The 15523-nt window shown below is 43.4% G+C and carries 13 protein-coding genes and 1 pseudogene; 8 read left to right on the top strand and 6 right to left on the bottom strand.

Annotated elements, in window-relative coordinates:
- Positions 1 to 67: 67 nt before the first annotated feature.
- The 3 genes from FLAVO9R_RS04045 to sbcD all read right to left on the bottom strand — a co-directional run bounded on the left by FLAVO9R_RS04045 (position 68) and on the right by sbcD (position 6894).
- Positions 68 to 1627: a sensor domain-containing diguanylate cyclase gene (locus tag FLAVO9R_RS04045; RefSeq protein WP_159528994.1), complete on the bottom strand. Its 1560-nt coding sequence runs from the start codon at positions 1625 to 1627 to the stop codon at positions 68 to 70.
- 252 nt (positions 1628 to 1879) lie between these two features.
- Positions 1880 to 5551 carry an AAA family ATPase gene (locus FLAVO9R_RS04040; RefSeq protein ID WP_159528992.1) on the bottom strand — a complete coding sequence of 1224 codons (3672 nt, stop codon included), beginning with the start codon at positions 5549 to 5551 and terminating at the stop codon, positions 1880 to 1882.
- Positions 5548 to 6894, bottom strand: a complete 1347-nt coding sequence (gene sbcD, locus FLAVO9R_RS04035) for an exonuclease subunit SbcD (RefSeq protein ID WP_159528990.1) — start codon at positions 6892 to 6894, stop codon at positions 5548 to 5550. The genes FLAVO9R_RS04040 and sbcD overlap by 4 nt, the downstream gene beginning before the upstream one ends.
- A gap of 188 nt (positions 6895 to 7082) precedes the next feature.
- Between sbcD and FLAVO9R_RS20565 the strand changes: the two are divergent.
- The 3 genes and pseudogenes from FLAVO9R_RS20565 to FLAVO9R_RS04025 form a co-directional block, all read left to right on the top strand.
- A pseudogene (locus FLAVO9R_RS20565) lies at positions 7083 to 7850 on the top strand (PAS domain-containing protein); the annotation flags it as partial.
- Positions 7851 to 7865: 15 nt separating this feature from the next.
- Positions 7866 to 8381: a methyl-accepting chemotaxis protein gene (locus FLAVO9R_RS20560; protein WP_420838746.1), complete on the top strand. Its 516-nt coding sequence runs from the start codon at positions 7866 to 7868 to the stop codon at positions 8379 to 8381.
- A gap of 88 nt (positions 8382 to 8469) precedes the next feature.
- Entirely contained in the window at positions 8470 to 9075 is a 606-nt protein-coding gene (locus tag FLAVO9R_RS04025; RefSeq protein ID WP_159528986.1) for a YigZ family protein, read from the top strand.
- A 118-nt stretch (positions 9076 to 9193) separates the two neighbouring features.
- Here the strand turns inward: FLAVO9R_RS04025 and FLAVO9R_RS04020 are convergent, their stop codons facing one another.
- The 3 genes from FLAVO9R_RS04020 to FLAVO9R_RS04010 form a co-directional block, all read right to left on the bottom strand.
- Positions 9194 to 9730: a peroxiredoxin-like family protein gene (locus tag FLAVO9R_RS04020; protein WP_159528984.1), complete on the bottom strand. Its 537-nt coding sequence runs from the start codon at positions 9728 to 9730 to the stop codon at positions 9194 to 9196.
- 137 nt (positions 9731 to 9867) lie between these two features.
- Complete coding sequence (locus tag FLAVO9R_RS04015; protein WP_159528982.1) at positions 9868 to 11799, bottom strand: M1 family metallopeptidase; 1932 nt, start codon at positions 11797 to 11799, stop codon at positions 9868 to 9870.
- A 185-nt stretch (positions 11800 to 11984) separates the two neighbouring features.
- Positions 11985 to 12413 (bottom strand): organic hydroperoxide resistance protein, encoded by a 429-nt coding sequence (locus tag FLAVO9R_RS04010; protein ID WP_159528980.1) that lies wholly within the window; start codon positions 12411 to 12413, stop codon positions 11985 to 11987.
- A 205-nt stretch (positions 12414 to 12618) separates the two neighbouring features.
- Here FLAVO9R_RS04010 and FLAVO9R_RS04005 point away from each other — a divergent pair, with 205 nt between their 5' ends.
- The 5 genes from FLAVO9R_RS04005 (at position 12619) to FLAVO9R_RS03985 (ending at position 15469) form a co-directional block, all read left to right on the top strand.
- Positions 12619 to 13098 carry a MarR family winged helix-turn-helix transcriptional regulator gene (locus tag FLAVO9R_RS04005; RefSeq protein ID WP_159534377.1) on the top strand — a complete coding sequence of 160 codons (480 nt, stop codon included), beginning with the start codon at positions 12619 to 12621 and terminating at the stop codon, positions 13096 to 13098.
- 473 nt (positions 13099 to 13571) lie between these two features.
- A complete protein-coding gene (locus FLAVO9R_RS04000; RefSeq protein ID WP_159528978.1) occupies positions 13572 to 14030 on the top strand; it encodes a DUF3291 domain-containing protein in 459 nt (152 codons plus the stop codon).
- A gap of 33 nt (positions 14031 to 14063) precedes the next feature.
- The gene (locus tag FLAVO9R_RS03995) at positions 14064 to 14219 is read left to right on the top strand and encodes a PhzF family phenazine biosynthesis protein (RefSeq protein WP_201299237.1); all 156 of its coding nucleotides are present in this window, start codon (positions 14064 to 14066) and stop codon (positions 14217 to 14219) included.
- A 246-nt stretch (positions 14220 to 14465) separates the two neighbouring features.
- The gene (locus FLAVO9R_RS03990) at positions 14466 to 14678 is read left to right on the top strand and encodes a hypothetical protein (protein ID WP_159528976.1); all 213 of its coding nucleotides are present in this window, start codon (positions 14466 to 14468) and stop codon (positions 14676 to 14678) included.
- A 473-nt stretch (positions 14679 to 15151) separates the two neighbouring features.
- Entirely contained in the window at positions 15152 to 15469 is a 318-nt protein-coding gene (locus FLAVO9R_RS03985; RefSeq protein WP_159528974.1) for a hypothetical protein, read from the top strand.
- Positions 15470 to 15523: the final 54 nt, after the last annotated feature.

The following is a 15523-nucleotide window of genomic DNA, read 5'->3' as shown; positions in this document are numbered from 1 at the left end:
TATTTGAAGAGGCCAGTTCAATAAGCCAGTGCTCATTAAGTTAGCGCCCTCTTGATATTGGATAGTGTTAGATGGGCTGTGATACTTTAGTGTGGTGCGCTTTCTTTTGTTCATACATTAGGCGGTCAGCCTCTTGAAGCAAGGCATCTAAGTTCTTGCACGACGTATCAGTTATCACTCCGCCTACACTCGCCGTAACGGGAATTTGAGCATTAGGCGTTTGAATAGTTAGGTTACTTAAGCGCGCTTTAATTCGCCCCACCAACCGTTCAGACTGACTACGGCTGTGGCAATAACTTAACACCACAAACTCATCGCCGCCTAACCTACCTACCACATCTCGTTCGCGACATTGGCGTTTGAGAATTTTAGCCAAAATACGCAGTACATCATCGCCTGATTGATGCCCAAATGAGTCATTAATTCTCTTGAAATTGTCCACATCAATAAACATTAAGGTGATGTAACCACCGTGTCGATTAAAGTCATCCAAGAGTACTTTTGCCGCCCCTTGCCACCCGTCGCGATTGAGAATATGGCACAGCGGATCCGTAGCGGCACGCTTAAATGCTGCCATCCTGTCATTATCAAGCTTTTTCACTTTTTGCGCTGCAGCGAAAGCAAAAATTAACGCTTCTATTGTTACTGCTATGATAAGCCCATAGCGCTGAAGGAACGGACTGAAGTCTTTCAAATAGAACCTAGCCAGCATAGCAACCATTATTATCGACACCCCCAATAATACTAACTTTGCGCAGTGTACTTTATGATAAGCCGCATAAAGTATGGCTGATAAAATACCAGCCATGATAACCAGAGTTAGTTTCGACATGACCTTGTTTATCATCATGCTTACATCACTACTTAACACTAACTGAACGCTCACCAAAACTAATATGATTAGCGATAAATAGTGCAGTGCGCTTCTTTGCCACTTTTTTAGCAACGCCTTAAAATCGAGCAATTGATCTAAAAATCGCAAAGAAGCAAAGATGGTCAGCCCGGCAAAAAATACACTTAGCTGAATGCTATTTAACCACTGCACATTGGGTAATAAGGTGTAAATTACCCCTTCCTGCAACAAGAAAAAGATGGCCGCACTCGCCACGTAGAAACTGTAGGAATAGAACCCAAGACTTCGCATGCTATTGCCCAGCACCCCAACATAAATTGCTAAGGCAAAGCAGAAGCCTGCAAATGCACTCAGTGTTAACGTATGTATGGTATTAAATGCGTAGAAATCAGGCACTGAGGATATACTGGGGTACAGCGCCCTATCAAACTGGGCTTCTATATCTAAGTAGTAAGACGCTGCGCCAGTGGGAAGCATATAGGCGTGCCGCGCGCTCGGCAGTTCGATTGGCTGGGTTAAAGTAGGTGCTGCTGAACGCTGGGTTTCTAAGGTACCGGTTACAGAAGCATCAACCTCTAACCGATACAGCTCGGATTTATTAATGAAGTTGCGGGGAAAATGGAATATATGCGGGTGTGCTAAATCACAGCTTAGTGTTAAACGCTGCTCGCCTTTCACCATTGGAATAGGTGTGCCCACTTTGCTGTTTAATGGTGAGGTAATAACGCACGACGCGAACACACTCTCACTGATAAAAATGCACAAAACTGCCATCAGTAATTTTACTGACCTTCTTACATTCAGGTCGCACATGGAAGGTTACTCGCCCCCAACAATCTGTACTGATGCAAGATCCAATTTGCATGGAATTACCTTATAAACTTCACCCTGACTAAACAATATGCGCCGTTAAAATTACAACACAGATTAGTCGGCATCACCTCTAAAACCGCCGTGTTGTATGCGATAGTCCATTAAAGGCTATTTTTAGTGTAGCTTCAAAAAATAGAACCTGCCAAATATCCGTCAATTTTCTGTCGCAGAGTAACGTTTTTCCAGCGCGCTTAATCCTACGCCATTTCGCTTTATCACTTTAAGCTGGGTAGGAATACGCTCTTTCATCGCTTCTATGTGGCTAATAACACCAATCATTTTACCGCTAGCATTTAGGTTATCTAATGCATCTAAGGCAACATCTAAAGTTTCGGCATCTAGCGTACCAAAGCCCTCATCAAGGAAAAGAGAATCTATGCTCGTTTTAAAACTCACTAAATCAGACAAGGCCAGCGCTAACGCTAAACTCACCAGAAAGCTTTCGCCTCCCGATAGGGTTTTAGTATCGCGCACCACATCCCCCTGCCACGTGTCTAATACACTCAAACCTAAACTGTCTTTTGTGTTGCGGGTAAGCTGGTAACGCCCGTGCAACCTATCGAGTTGTTGATTGGCTAAACGAACTAAATTATCTAGCGTTAAGCCTTGTGCAAATCGTCTAAATTTATCGCCGCTGGCTGAGCCAATAAGAGAGTGCAAATAAGCAATATCATCATACGATGTTTCAAACTCACGCATTTCATTGATTAAGCTTTGCTGTTTTTCAATCGCCTGCCTATTACTCTCTAACTGTTGAGATAGTTGCCCTTGTTGTGCCAGTAACCGATCTTTTTCATCATCTTTCTCATTCAAACTTGCCTGTGTCGCTTCTGCAGTCGATTGTTGCCATTTCGTGGCGTGCTCATGTGCTAGTAAAGTGCTGTGCTTTTGCGTGGCGGTATTTAATAACAACTGCGCATTCTGCTGCTCACGCTCAATTAATTGCTTCCTTTGAAGTAAACGCTGGCGTTCTTCATAGGGCAATAATGCACTTAAAAATTCGGTTTCATCAGCAAACGGGCTTTGGCTTAATGCGGAATCGAATTCGACTTGCTTTGCTTCCTTGGCTTGTTGTTTTTCTTCTAACTCTGCAGTGAGTATTTTTAGTTGGGCGGTAGTATTTTCTAACGCTCGTTGCACCTCGCGAAGGGCAGTGTCACATTCTTTATAGCGCTGCTCTTTTGCTGATAGGGTGTGCTGAATTTCACGTCTAGCAGCGCCAATATCCCCTTGGGGGAACAAATCATGACGTTTAGCACGTTGCGCTTCACGCTGGGCTTCAATTTCTTGAATACGTGTATTGTATAATTGGGCTTCTTTATCTGCAGCCGCTTTAATTTCACTTTGCTCAACCACTTTATCTTTAAGGGCTTTTAACTCGTGAGACAAGGTACTGTGCAGACGAGTTTTCTCTTGAAACGCTTCCACATCCTTGTGTTTCTGAGCAAGCCATTCAGTGATATTGGCATCTGGTGTTAAACCCACGCTTTCAATCTCATCAATAAGCGTGCGGCGATTATGGGCAAGTGCGGTCTCAATACTAGATTTAGTCGTGTGGAAGTCGTCTAGTTGCCCTTCTAGTTGCGAGACTTTTGCCGTTAAAAGCGCCATCTCACTGTTTATTGATTCTATTTGCTGTTGATGCAAAAGCGTCTTATTTTTGGCTTCGGCTAATTTTTCCTCGCTAGCGCGTATATTGCTAAGCTGGGCGTTTAAGCGAGATTGACGTGCTTTGCAGTTCAGCTGAAGCTGGTGAAAAGACTCAACATCTGAAATAACAACGCTAGCCTTCAAAGACGTCATTGCCCCTTGCCAGTCGGCTTCAAGTTGAGAATAGGCATCTATCGCCTCTGCAATTATCTTCTCGCACTGCTGTTTTTCGAACTCGGCGGTGTTGATTTGCTCTCGCTTTTGCGTACCTAGTTTCTCTATATTCTCAAGTGAGCGGGTTAGTTCGTCGCGCTTGGCAATGGTTTCAGGCACATCAATATTCATCAAAGAAGCATCGTGCTCAGTGGCACCGCACAAGGGGCATGCCTCGCCTTGCGAGAGCGTTTGGCGTAAATGTGCAAGCTCAGCATCTAACTTAATTAACGATTCAACGTCTTTTAAATGGCTGTGCGTGGCTTTATAACTAGCCACTAACTCTGCCCGCTCTTGTTCAAGGGTTTCAATATTGGATAACAATGACGTTAGTCTTTCAGACTTTTCAGTATGGCTATTTTTATGATTGATATAAAGCCGCTGCCATTGTTCGCACGACGCAAGAACAGGCCAGTTATTATTAAGCACTGCGATATCTGCATTAACGCTGGCTGTATCACCATCACTAAGGAGTTGATTGAGGCTAGATTCACACAGTGAAACGTTATCTGCGCTTTGTTGATGTAACGCCACCACATTAGTTTTGGCGTGTTGTTTCTCAGCTAAATCGGCCACGGCACCGTCTTTAAGCTGCTGCGTTGCGGTTATTTTCTTGGTTATTTCCGCTAGCGTACTTTCGTCATCGCTAAATCGAGCCGCTTTTTCTTTCCAGCCACTGATTTCGCCTGCCATCTTACCATTTGCCGCATGAACATTAAGGTAGGTGGTTGATTCATCCAGCGTGCGCTTTTTACCTTCAAGTTCATCAGAGTATGCTTGCTGGCTTTCTTGCGCTCGGCCCTGCTTTATTTTCGCATCAGCTAGCGACTGCTGGTTTGTCTCAATGCGATTGGTAAGCTTATTGATTTCAGTATCAATCGGAATGATTTGTTCGTTAATCAGGGTTTCAATACGCTGCTGGTCGGCTCTTGCTTTGGTAAAGTTCGCCTCACTGCTTTCAAATTCGGCCTGCCGAGTTTGTTGCTGGCTTTCTAAACCTGGCAGTTGCTGTTGTTTCAGGCTGAGATTGTTGGCAATACGCTGCACATCGTCACTTAGCTGACTAAGAGCCAAGTGGGGTAAGCGAAGCAATTCCGCCGGCTCACCAGCAACTAATAGCGCTAGTTCGCCTTTTGCCTGCTCGAAAATGTTATTTGCTTCAACTAATGCCGCGTTCGCCTTAGTAAGCTCTTGTTGATTTTGCTCACACGCCTGTTGCCATTGCAACTGTTCTCGTAGCGAGACAATCTCGGTATTTACAGTAAGTAGCTGGGTTTTAAATTGGTCCAGCTGCGAACTAAGTTCGCTATGTTGCGCTTCACTGAGTAATGCTACGCCTTCCAGTTTTAGCTTGAATTCCCGTTTTGTGGTTTCTGCTGCCTTATATTTCTCATGAATCGCTTGAGATAACTGACCATAAATTTCTGTGCCAGTAAGCTCTTCTAATAATTCAGCCCTATCGCCTTCGTTTGCATTTAGAAAGGCCGCGAAGTCGCCTTGGGAGAGCATCATTGATTTTGTAAAGCGCGCAAAGTTAAGACCCGTCAGGCGTTCAATCTCTTCACTCTTGGGTCTGACTTGGGTGGCCAACACTTTGCCAGATTCTACTTCTGCTAATTCCACGTCAGCAGACTGCAAATTACCATCAGCCTTCCCTCTAGCGCGCCGCATACTCCAAAACGCGCGATACGCTTTGCCCTTTATATCGAATTCAACTTCAGCCAAGCACTCTGACGTACCACGGGTCATAATATCGTTCGAGGTAGTCGAAATAGTGCCCAAGCGCGGCGTTTGGTGATAAAGCGCTAAACAAATAGCATCAAGCAATGTAGTTTTGCCTGCCCCTGTTGGGCCGGTAATGGCAAACAAACCGTTGTCGATGAAAGGAGACTGGGTGAAATCTATCTTCCACTCCCCTTTTAAAGCATTTAGATTTTTGAGCCTAAGGGTAAGAATTTTCATAGGTTCCCCTCACTTGCAGGTGAGGTATTAACAGGTGCGTTATTTTGCTTTTCATCAATAGCGCTGTTCACATCGGTAGCATTGGCATTATCTGCAGCTTCATTGCCCTTATGTGATAACTGCACATCGTCTACCACCTGCTCGAACAAGGTTTGTATTCGCTGTTTGCGTTGTTGGTCGTCGTCAGACTCAAACGCTTCCAGTGACAATCTTGCATCAAAAACCTCATGCACAGACAACTCACTTAAGTTAACCTTATTTTCTGCTGAAATAGCGCTGGCTCTTTGTTTACGCATTCGCTTTAATTGCAAAATTTCCGCGGGCTTGTCATCTATTAATGCTTGAATACGCTGCTGTAGGTCGGTTAAGTAATCTTGGGTTTCTACTTCAATACACAGCCATGCAGGGTGCTCTGCGCTTGCGGCTTGCATTACCTCGTTTTGCTTTAAGGCAAGCTCAATGTCCTCTAAGTTACCTCGTAAAACTGCCATCGCTTGAAAGCGGGGAATAGGTTTACTTTCTACCTGCACTAATGCTTTGTTTTCGAACGTGGCTATCAATACTTGTTTTTGTGACTTTAGTTCATCGAAGCTTAAGGGAATAGGCGAGCCAGAATATCGAATATGGTCGCACCCTGCCACTTTTTGGGGTCGGTGAATGTGGCCAAGCGCAATATAATCTGCCGGAGGAAATCCTTCGGCTGAAAAACCCTCTAGTGTTCCTATATAAATGTCGCGCACACTTTCACTTTGACTCACCCCTAAAGCCGTTAAGTGTCCTGTGGCAATAATTGGTACTTCTACATGCAATTCCTTGCGTTTATCTAACGCAATCTGATAAAGGTTAGCGTAGTGCTGCTTAATGGCTTCGCCCAGCGCCTGACGTTTTTCAATTGCCGATTCTCCTGCTTCGCTTCTTAAAACATCCCGAGCACGGATAAAAGGCACAGCACACAGTATTGCGCCTATTTCCCCACCCCTGGTGTGTAAAGGCAGTACTTGCGCTTCGCTATCGCCATAGGTGCTAGCAATAACATGGCAGTTTAGGTAAGACAGTAACTCCCTGCTTTCATTTAATACCGACACCGAGTCATGATTGCCCCCTAATACCACTAAAGTGCATCCCATCCCCTGAAAATCACCCACTAGTTGATGATACAGCTCCCGTGCGTAACTTGGCGGTGTACCAGTGTCAAAAATATCACCGGCCACAACAACAGCATCTATATTTTCTTGTTCAACCACCCCAAGCAGCCACTTAAAAAATTGCTCATGTTCATTCTTGCGACTTTTAGTAAAGAAACTTTGGCCTAAGTGCCAATCTGAGGTGTGAAGAATTTTCATGTAAGTTGACTCTAAAATGCAGTTAAAAATGGATAAAAAGTGTTCAAGTATAAAAAAATAGTAATTTTGAACGTTTAGTTATTAAATGACATACTCAAAAAAGTACTAATTTCATCTATTGTCTAAACGCGCTTTAAAATTATCCGTTCTATACTCTCCGTACTTTATTAGAGATTAACGGAGCCATCATGTTTGTATCCAGTTCACGATATAATAAGGAAGTTGCTTCACTCACGGATGAGAACGCCAGCTTAGCAGCTACGCTAAGTGCATTGAAAGATAACCTTGCGTACGCGGTTTATTCAGAAAGAGGAGATTGTCTGTTTGCATCGTCTCCGCTTTTAAATATTTTAGCGCACCCCAATACGGCTACGACTTCTTTCAACCACAAAGATCTTCGTGTCCCAGGTATTCAGAGTGATAACGATTATCGTATATTTTGGCAGTCGTTGGTAAATGGAGAATCTTACACGAATACCGTTGCGATGAAAGCAGAGACCGGCGAAACAAAGTGGCTGAATGCCAGCTATGTAAATGTGGTAAATAATAACGGCGTTGAAATTCATGCTGTTTATCATGATGTTACCGAGCAAGAAAATGCACTATTTTCTGGAAAGTCTATTACCGACGCACTTAACAAATCGATGGCCGTTATCGAGTTTGAACCAGATGGCACCATTGTTACTGCCAATGAAAACTTTACCGCGACCGTTAAATACAGTCTTGATGAGATCAAAGGTAAACACCATCGCATGTTCTGTAAAGACGACTTTTATCAGAACAACCCACAGTTTTGGCAAAACCTAGCAAGTGGTCAATTCTCTTCGGGAAGTTTTGAGCGTATCAACGCTGATAGAGAAACTTTATGGCTCGAAGCAACGTACAACCCCGTTTTTGATGGCGCGGGAAAAGTGGTGAAGGTAATTAAGTTTGCTTCAGATGTTACCGCCCAGGTTCAAGAAAAGCATGCTATTGCGCAAGCCGCCGAGCTTGCTGTATCTACCGCAGAAGAAACGTCGCAAATTGCCTCAGATGGCGCCTCTTCTCTTCAACGTAGTATTGATGTATTCCAAGTTGCGTTAGACGAAGTTGATCAAACTAATAAGTTAATGCACGAACTCAGTGAGCAATCGCTGAAAATTGAAACTATCGTAACCACAATTAGCGGAATTGCCGATCAGACCAACCTTCTTGCACTGAATGCTGCTATTGAAGCGGCCCGCGCAGGCGAGCAAGGTCGTGGCTTCGCCGTAGTTGCTGATGAAGTTCGTCAACTTGCACAGCGTACTAGTGATTCAACAGTAGAAATTGAATCTGTAGTGGCTGAAAACCGCAAACTTGCGAATAAATCGACGAGCAAAATGGCAGTAGTGAAGGACAACGTAGACCTTAACAGTCAGCAAATCACCCAAGTACAGGGTGTGATGGATGAAATCCTTAAAGGTGCGACAAACGTATCGGAAACGGTTTCAGGCATTCTACGTTAATGTAAAGTAGTTTCTAGTAAAGTAGTAAAACACAAAACGTTGTTGTACCTGTATTTAGCCTAACGCGAAATTCAGTTACAATGACGTGATGTCGTATCCCGTCCCCGCTCAACAGATTGAAACCCTGTACGAGATTAAAAAAAGTAAGTTTATTGCCTTTGCCGCTTTCGCCGATAGCCGCGAAGCCGCTATGGCACACCTCGCAAATGTAAAGCAACAATACCCAGATGCTCGCCATCATTGTTGGGCGTATTTACTTGGTAATCCCCATTCCCCATCCAGCGCAGCAATGGCCGACGACGGCGAACCAAGTGGCACAGCCGGAAAACCCATTCTTAATGTTTTACAGCACAAAGGTGTGGGCGATGTCATGGTGATTGTTACCCGCTACTTTGGCGGTATTAAGTTGGGTGCAGGTGGTTTAGTGCGAGCTTACTCAGCCTCGGCGCAGCAAGCTATGGAACAACTTCCCACGCGAGAAGAAGTGCGTCTTTATGATGTCTCTATTAATATCGATTTTAAGCACGAGCAATTTATCCGGCATTTATGCGAACAATTTTCGGGCAAGGTAGTTAGGTGTAACTATGCACAGCACGTTACCGTTGATGTGCAATTGCCAAGTCACGCCATCGACGAGTTTCAAGAAAAAACTGCTGCCATGGCTATTAGTTTAACGCGCTCTGACAATGACTAATCATTGTTGGTAATCCCAGCACTTATCTAAAATATGTAACGAGAATTTATGACGAGCATTAAAAAGCCCGCTCAGCGGGCTTTTTGTTCTTAAACATTCCATATAGCGGCGATATTAACTATCCGTTAAAGGTGCCGCGAATTGGGTAATCATTTTCTGGGTCGCGAATAAATTCCAATCCGGATACCAGCTGTTCTAAATCAGGGCGTACAAAAGGTGCATTCGCCAACTCACTGATTTGAATTGTGTTGTTTTGATTTAAAATAAACAAGGCAGGCTCAGCGAAATTATGGTCGGTTTCCTTTTCGCTGCGAGGCACAGAAATATACAAACCTAACCCTTTCATATCATCTTCGCTTAAACCCGAAGCAATAGGGAACGTAATCGATAAGTCTTCAAGATGCTCATTCAACTGAGATTGACTGTCAGCAGATACCGCGATTACATCAACGCCTAGCGCTAACAAACGCCCTTTGTAGTCTTCAAGCGCGTTTAGATACTTGGTACAAATTGGACAGTGCTTACCACGGTAAACAACCACCATCTTCCAATCGCAACCTTCACGTTTGTTGCTTAATGAAACGGCCTCACCAGTGCTCAGTGTTACCTGCACATCGGGAAATGAGGAATCAGGTTGTAGTTTTTGCGTATACATACAGTCTCCTTAATTGCGTATTAGCTACATGAACCAATTACATCGGTAATATCAGTTATCAGTAGCGCTAACCATCCCGCTAGTGCTACCAATAATACCTAATTAGTTCTACGCCTTAAGGCTTGTAAAGATCGCTTTTATTCCACAAAGCCCTCGTTGGCTCTTATGGTTAACGGGTGATAACCCGGCCTCGCTTGTTCAAAGGCACGTTTAGCAAATGCTTTACCTTCTGGGGTTTTCGATAACTCGCGATACAGCGGTTTAACTAATTTATTACGGCCAATGTCAACAAGGTACTCGTACAATCTGTCGTAGGCTGGTTTGTATTCATTTGCCACCGCAATCATCAACCAACTGTGGGCTATTTCGTTATTTTGCGTGGTGGTTAACGAGAATGCGGTATCTAATGCAGCTAATTGCTTTGCTGATAGTTCATTTGGCATATTGTTCAAGAAATATAGCCACTCATGCACAGTCCATAGTTCTGTATCTATATTTACCGCTTCTTCGTCGCCTCCTAACCAAGCACTGCGAGTAGTATCAATTTTATCAAAGGCATCCGATTCAGGTACTGGCGCACCTTCAGGAATTCCAGGTTCAAAAACCCATTTGTGAATACGAACTTTACTCAGCTTATCTGGGTATTGCACCAATAAGGTTTCATCCAAATAGGCCAAGAACGTATCGGTGGTAATACTCTTAAACGCGAAGTCTTCAAAGTACTGCATTAAAAACGCATCGAAATTTCCACGTCCGATTTTGTTTTCAATTTCGCGTAAAAAGAGCGCACCTTTTTCGTAAGGGATATTTGAGAAAACATCGTCTGGGTTTCTGCCGCGAAGGTCTATAGCTAAAATTTCATCTTCTTCGTTTAGGGCCTGTATATCGTTTTGTAAATCTTGATACCCCAACACCGCTTCTTTTTTAAATCGGTCGTGGCCGTATATCATTTCCATAATGCGGTAAGTTAAATAAGTGGTAAAACCTTCGTTTAACCACAAGTCGCGCCACGTAGCATTGGTAACCGTATTGCCCGACCAGCTGTGCGCCAGCTCATGAGCAATAAGCGATACTAAGCTTTTATCGCCAGCGATGACGGTAGGCGTAATAAACGATAAGCGTGGGTTTTCCATACCACCAAACGGGAAAGAAGGCGGTAAAATCAGTAGGTCGTAGCGATCCCATTGATACGGACCATAGGTTTTTTCCGTGACTTCTAACATGGCTTCAGTATCTTCGAATTCTTTTGCCGCGGCATCTAATACGCTAGGTTCAGCATAAACGCCCGTGCGCTTGCCCATTGGCTTAAATTTCAAATCACCAATTGCCAATGCAATTAAGTAAGACGGTACAGGCTGCGGCATAGTAAACGCGTATTCACCATCGCGAGCAGTGGTGGGGTCGTTTGAAGCACTCATCACTGCCAATAAGTCTTCAGGCGTATGAATAGTGGCAGTGTAGGTTACCCGTACTTGAGGAGAATCCTGTAGCGGTATAAAGCTTCTCGCATGCATAGCTTGCGCTTGGGTAAACAAGAAAGGATGTTGTTTTCCGGCAGTTTGCGCTGGCGTTAACCACTGTACACCCGACGCCTCAGGCGACGTTGAATAGACGATAGTTAGCTTATCAGCACCTTCAGGCAACTCAACAGATAGCGGCGTACCAAGTTCAGGATCGGCGTCGCCCATAGTAAAAGGCACTGCATCGCCGTTTACCGTTACCGATGTAATATCCAGTGCACGAGTATCAAGAACAACCGTGTTAAAGCTAGGCGCGCTGCGTTCAACCGCTAGCGTAGCACTACCGGATAATTTTGACGTTTCAAAATCTGCCGTTAAGTCTAAATCTAAGTGAGTGACTCGCACTTCTGATGGATTCGCGAATGAGTGGTAATCTTTACCCGCTTCAATTTCACTAACCACATCAACTTTAGATACTGCGCTCTGTGCAGCTACTTTGCTATCGGCGCTATCAGAAACCGCAGATGGTGTTTTAGTTTCTTGTGAGGGTTGTTCGCTACACGCAAACAACATTGGCGCACAAATGGCTACCCAGCCTATATTCTTCATAATACTTCCAGTTATTTTTTCTGTCTTTTCCATAATAACAAAGAAGTACCCTATTGCTTAAGCCCAAAAACGACAAGCAACGACACCAAAAGTTAAATTGACGATTCACGCCCTCCCTCACCTGTAAATTGCAGTGCGATAATTCGGTGAGAAAGGGAGTAAGGAGGAAGCAAGTAGTAGACGTTTTAGGCTACTGAAATTTGCACATCAATATTGCCACGAGTGGCATTTGAGTAGGGGCAAACTTGATGCGCTTTTGCCACTAGGCTTTCTGCTGCAGATTTCTCCATATCACCTAAGTCGACATTCAGTTTTACTGCAATAGCAAAGCCTACTTCGATGGGCCCAATAGATACATCGCCAGTTACACTAATATCGCTGCCCAATTTGATTTTTTCCGCAGCAGCTATATGCTTGAGCGCACCAATGAAACAAGCTGAATAGCCCGCTGCAAACATTTGCTCTGGGTTAGTACCACTGCCACCCGCTCCACCTAATGCTTTTGGTGTTGAAAGGGCTACATCTAAGTTTCCGTCACTTGATTTTGCTGTACCTTCACGACCACCTGTTGCAGTTGCTGTTCCGGTATAAACCACCTGTTGAAGTGTGTGCATTGTATAAATCCTCGTTTGCCTTGCTCATAGTGAGCATTCTGTTGAACATAAATAATGAATAAGAAATGCAAATTTATTTTGCATGCAAAATAAATTAACACTAATGCGGCTTGTAGATCAAGTCTTTTGCATGCAAAATATTAATCATACCCTTTACACCCTTTTAGGAGCACTCATGTCTGATAACGCTAGGCTTGATGAATATATGCCCGACGACTGCGGGGCTGAAGCGCTTTCATCAGAAGCACTTAGGTCCGATTCGCTCAAGTTAGAAAGCCAGTTGTGCCATCGGTTTTACACGCTATCTAATGCGTTTACTCGCGCCTATCGTCCACTGCTGAAAAGCCTTGATATTACCTACCCACAGTATGTAGTGATGATGGCTTTGTGGGAGCAGTCTAATGTGACCATTGCCGAGCTACTCGCTAAAACCGTGATAGACGGCGGCGCTATGACACTGATCCTTAAAAAGCTAGAGCAAAAAGGGTTATTGGGTGTGGTCAAAGATGAGCATGATAAGCGTGTACGCCGAGTTGTGTTGTCGAAAGCAGGTGAAAATGCCAAGCTGAAAGCGCTTGATGTGCCTGCGCAAATGTTATGTAAATTGGATGGCATGTCGAAAACTGAAGCGAAGCAACTTGTTGTATTAATGGATAAACTACAAGGGTGCTTTAACGTAGATTGAATACACGGTTAGCGAGTCCCCCAAACATTGCTAATGCCAATTTCGCTTTAGCACTTGTGTATAGTGTAGTCATAGTTTGGTTGGTCGTTACTTTTATCGCTACAAGGACTGTCACTTCTATTTATGAAGAGCATCATCGTTTCCGACATTTTTGGAAGAACTAACCATCATTTCGTACTACCCTTATATTCCCAGCGTCAGAATTGTATTTTTCAGTGAAAGAACTAATGGATAAGTTAGGCTGCAACAGCACCATAAAATGTAGACTAGTTTTGTATCTTCATGGGTTTATGAATGCTCATTCTGTAAGTTATAATCTGCAGGGTTGTAGGCAAGAAATGTTGGTGTTGCGCGAAACATTAGAGGGGGTTATAGAAATCACATAACTAGACGCTCGCTAAAATTGATACGTCCGCCTATTATCCAAGACGATATGCTGCACCTGAACTTAGTAGACATCAAAGAGAACTCATATGCATCTTGCACAATTAAATATTGCCAAAGCAAAGTATTCTTTAGAATCTACTGAGATTAAAGAATTCGTAGATAATTTAGACCCTGTTAATCGTATAGCAGAATCAAGCAGCGGCTTTATTTGGCGATTAAAGGACGACAGTGGAAATGCTACTGAAATTCAAGCTTTTTCAGATCCGAACATTATCGTAAATATGTCAGTGTGGGATTCGGTCGATGCGTTGAAGAACTTTATGTTTAGAACTCACCATAAAGACTTCCTTAGTCGTAAAAAAGAGTGGTTTTTTGAAATTCCCGAAGATACTTATGTTTTATGGTGGATTCCAGTAGGTCACATCCCTTCACTTGAAGAGGCGGTAGAAAAATTAGAATATCTACGGAGTAATGGCGAGACTCCAAAAGCATTTTCTTTTAAATGTAATTTTAGTGCCACTGAATTCATCCTGAGTAATACCTAACACATTGGCCAAAAAATCGAAAAGAGACTATTGATGAATATCGATGTTGCATTGGTAAGTTCCTTTACTGAAAATGGTAAAGTCGGGAACCCTGCGGGTGTTGTCTTGAATGTTGATGGCTTGTCTAATGCGCAAAAACTAAAAGTCGCGCAAGCGGTAGGCTATTCAGAAACGGCTTGTTACCGATGATGACGAAACAGACCAAGTTGGTGTAGCGTCTGGTGCTCATTTTGTGTTTACTGCCGGTAATCACTTTTTGAAAAACGACAACTGATGACTATCGTTAATCAGTAAGTGTTTACCGTAACCGTAGAACACATCGAAGACCTCCACGCGTTAAAATGGCTATCGACGAGTAGCATCAGCCATTGAATCATTTCTGTCTATTTTACCTGCTACACTTACAAGGCGTTTACCGATTAATGGGGAATAGAAATGGCTCAGCACAACAAATCAGAGGTGACACTTGAAGCGTTAGAGGCAGAAATAGCCGACCTTATCGATGACCCTGCACTCAGAGAAGAATGGCTAAATACCAAAATCCCCATTCTGGAATCAAAAACGCCTAAAAGCTATTTCCACACTCCCTCGGATAGAACGAGGCTTATGCAAGTTGTGCTTGAAATGAAATTTGGTGAGATAGCTTAGTAACACTTCAACATTTCTCTGGGCGTCCAGAGCGGAAACGGGAACAATCCTCCCCATTGAATGCAAATCCGCCTGAGCGGGTTTGGTTTCAAACAAAGAATGTTTAAATTAATCAGTTACTTTCCACGATTCGAGTCTAGAAAAAACGACACTCGAAATAACCTGTAAGTTTTCAACCATGTTTTTTTCAGACGACGTGAACCTAAACACAAGATTTTCACTGCTTATAGTTATTGCATACTCCGGTTCTAACAGCGCACCAGTTCATATTAGATAGCGGCTTAATCCAGTTAAGCCAGCGCACGATTCCGTCTGAAAAAACGCAGTTGCTTTTTTAATTAATTCAGCAAACAAATTTCCTTTGGAACGAATCATGCTGAAGAAAAAACTCAAGATTAGAACCACGCATTTGATATGTTTTTAATCCATATTTTTCTAACATAAGTCATCAAGCAAAAAGCGAGGAGCGGCTTATGAAAACCACCGTAGAAAATTGGTACATTGTTACTGTTATGGATAGTGAGCAATTGGTCGGTGAAGTGCTGTACGGTACAGTTATAGAAGATGCGACCATCCGCTTTTATGAAGGGGACTATGTGACCACCTCTCGTATAGTAAGCAAGAACTTAAAAGAACATACGGTTGTTACTGCAAGTAACTCATATTATCAGCTCAAAGGAAGTGGCAAACGAGCTATTATTGATTTAGACGATTTCGAACTCCTACGGCACGGATTTTCGCCAGAGCAGATTCGAGCGTTAAACAGTTCATCGCCTCTTTTAGCCCATTAGCTTTTGCACCAAGCTGATTTTCATCGTTCAACCACTACTAAGTTGGAGCAAATA

It is taken from the genome of Alteromonas sp. 38 (assembly GCF_902506055.1).
Taxonomy (GTDB): Bacteria; Pseudomonadota; Gammaproteobacteria; order Enterobacterales; family Alteromonadaceae; genus Alteromonas; species Alteromonas lipotrueae.
Note: the sequence above shows the minus strand (reverse complement) of the source record. Positions and strands in the feature narration are given on the sequence as shown.

What these genes read in the sequence shown, in the direction of transcription:
- FLAVO9R_RS04045 (WP_159528994.1), bottom strand. Translation starts at nt 1,627, where the DNA reads ATGGCAGTTTTGTGCATTTTTATCAGTGAGAGTGTGTTCGCGTCGTGC.
- FLAVO9R_RS04040 (WP_159528992.1), bottom strand. Translation starts at nt 5,551, where the DNA reads ATGAAAATTCTTACCCTTAGGCTCAAAAATCTAAATGCTTTAAAAGGG.
- sbcD (WP_159528990.1), bottom strand. Translation starts at nt 6,894, where the DNA reads ATGAAAATTCTTCACACCTCAGATTGGCACTTAGGCCAAAGTTTCTTT.
- FLAVO9R_RS04025 (WP_159528986.1), top strand. Translation starts at nt 8,470, where the DNA reads ATGTCGTATCCCGTCCCCGCTCAACAGATTGAAACCCTGTACGAGATT.
- FLAVO9R_RS04020 (WP_159528984.1), bottom strand. Translation starts at nt 9,730, where the DNA reads ATGTATACGCAAAAACTACAACCTGATTCCTCATTTCCCGATGTGCAG.
- FLAVO9R_RS04015 (WP_159528982.1), bottom strand. Translation starts at nt 11,799, where the DNA reads ATGAAGAATATAGGCTGGGTAGCCATTTGTGCGCCAATGTTGTTTGCG.
- FLAVO9R_RS04010 (WP_159528980.1), bottom strand. Translation starts at nt 12,413, where the DNA reads ATGCACACACTTCAACAGGTGGTTTATACCGGAACAGCAACTGCAACA.
- FLAVO9R_RS04005 (WP_159534377.1), top strand. Translation starts at nt 12,619, where the DNA reads ATGCCCGACGACTGCGGGGCTGAAGCGCTTTCATCAGAAGCACTTAGG.
- FLAVO9R_RS04000 (WP_159528978.1), top strand. Translation starts at nt 13,572, where the DNA reads ATGCATCTTGCACAATTAAATATTGCCAAAGCAAAGTATTCTTTAGAA.
- FLAVO9R_RS03995 (WP_201299237.1), top strand. Translation starts at nt 14,064, where the DNA reads ATGAATATCGATGTTGCATTGGTAAGTTCCTTTACTGAAAATGGTAAA.
- FLAVO9R_RS03990 (WP_159528976.1), top strand. Translation starts at nt 14,466, where the DNA reads ATGGCTCAGCACAACAAATCAGAGGTGACACTTGAAGCGTTAGAGGCA.
- FLAVO9R_RS03985 (WP_159528974.1), top strand. Translation starts at nt 15,152, where the DNA reads ATGAAAACCACCGTAGAAAATTGGTACATTGTTACTGTTATGGATAGT.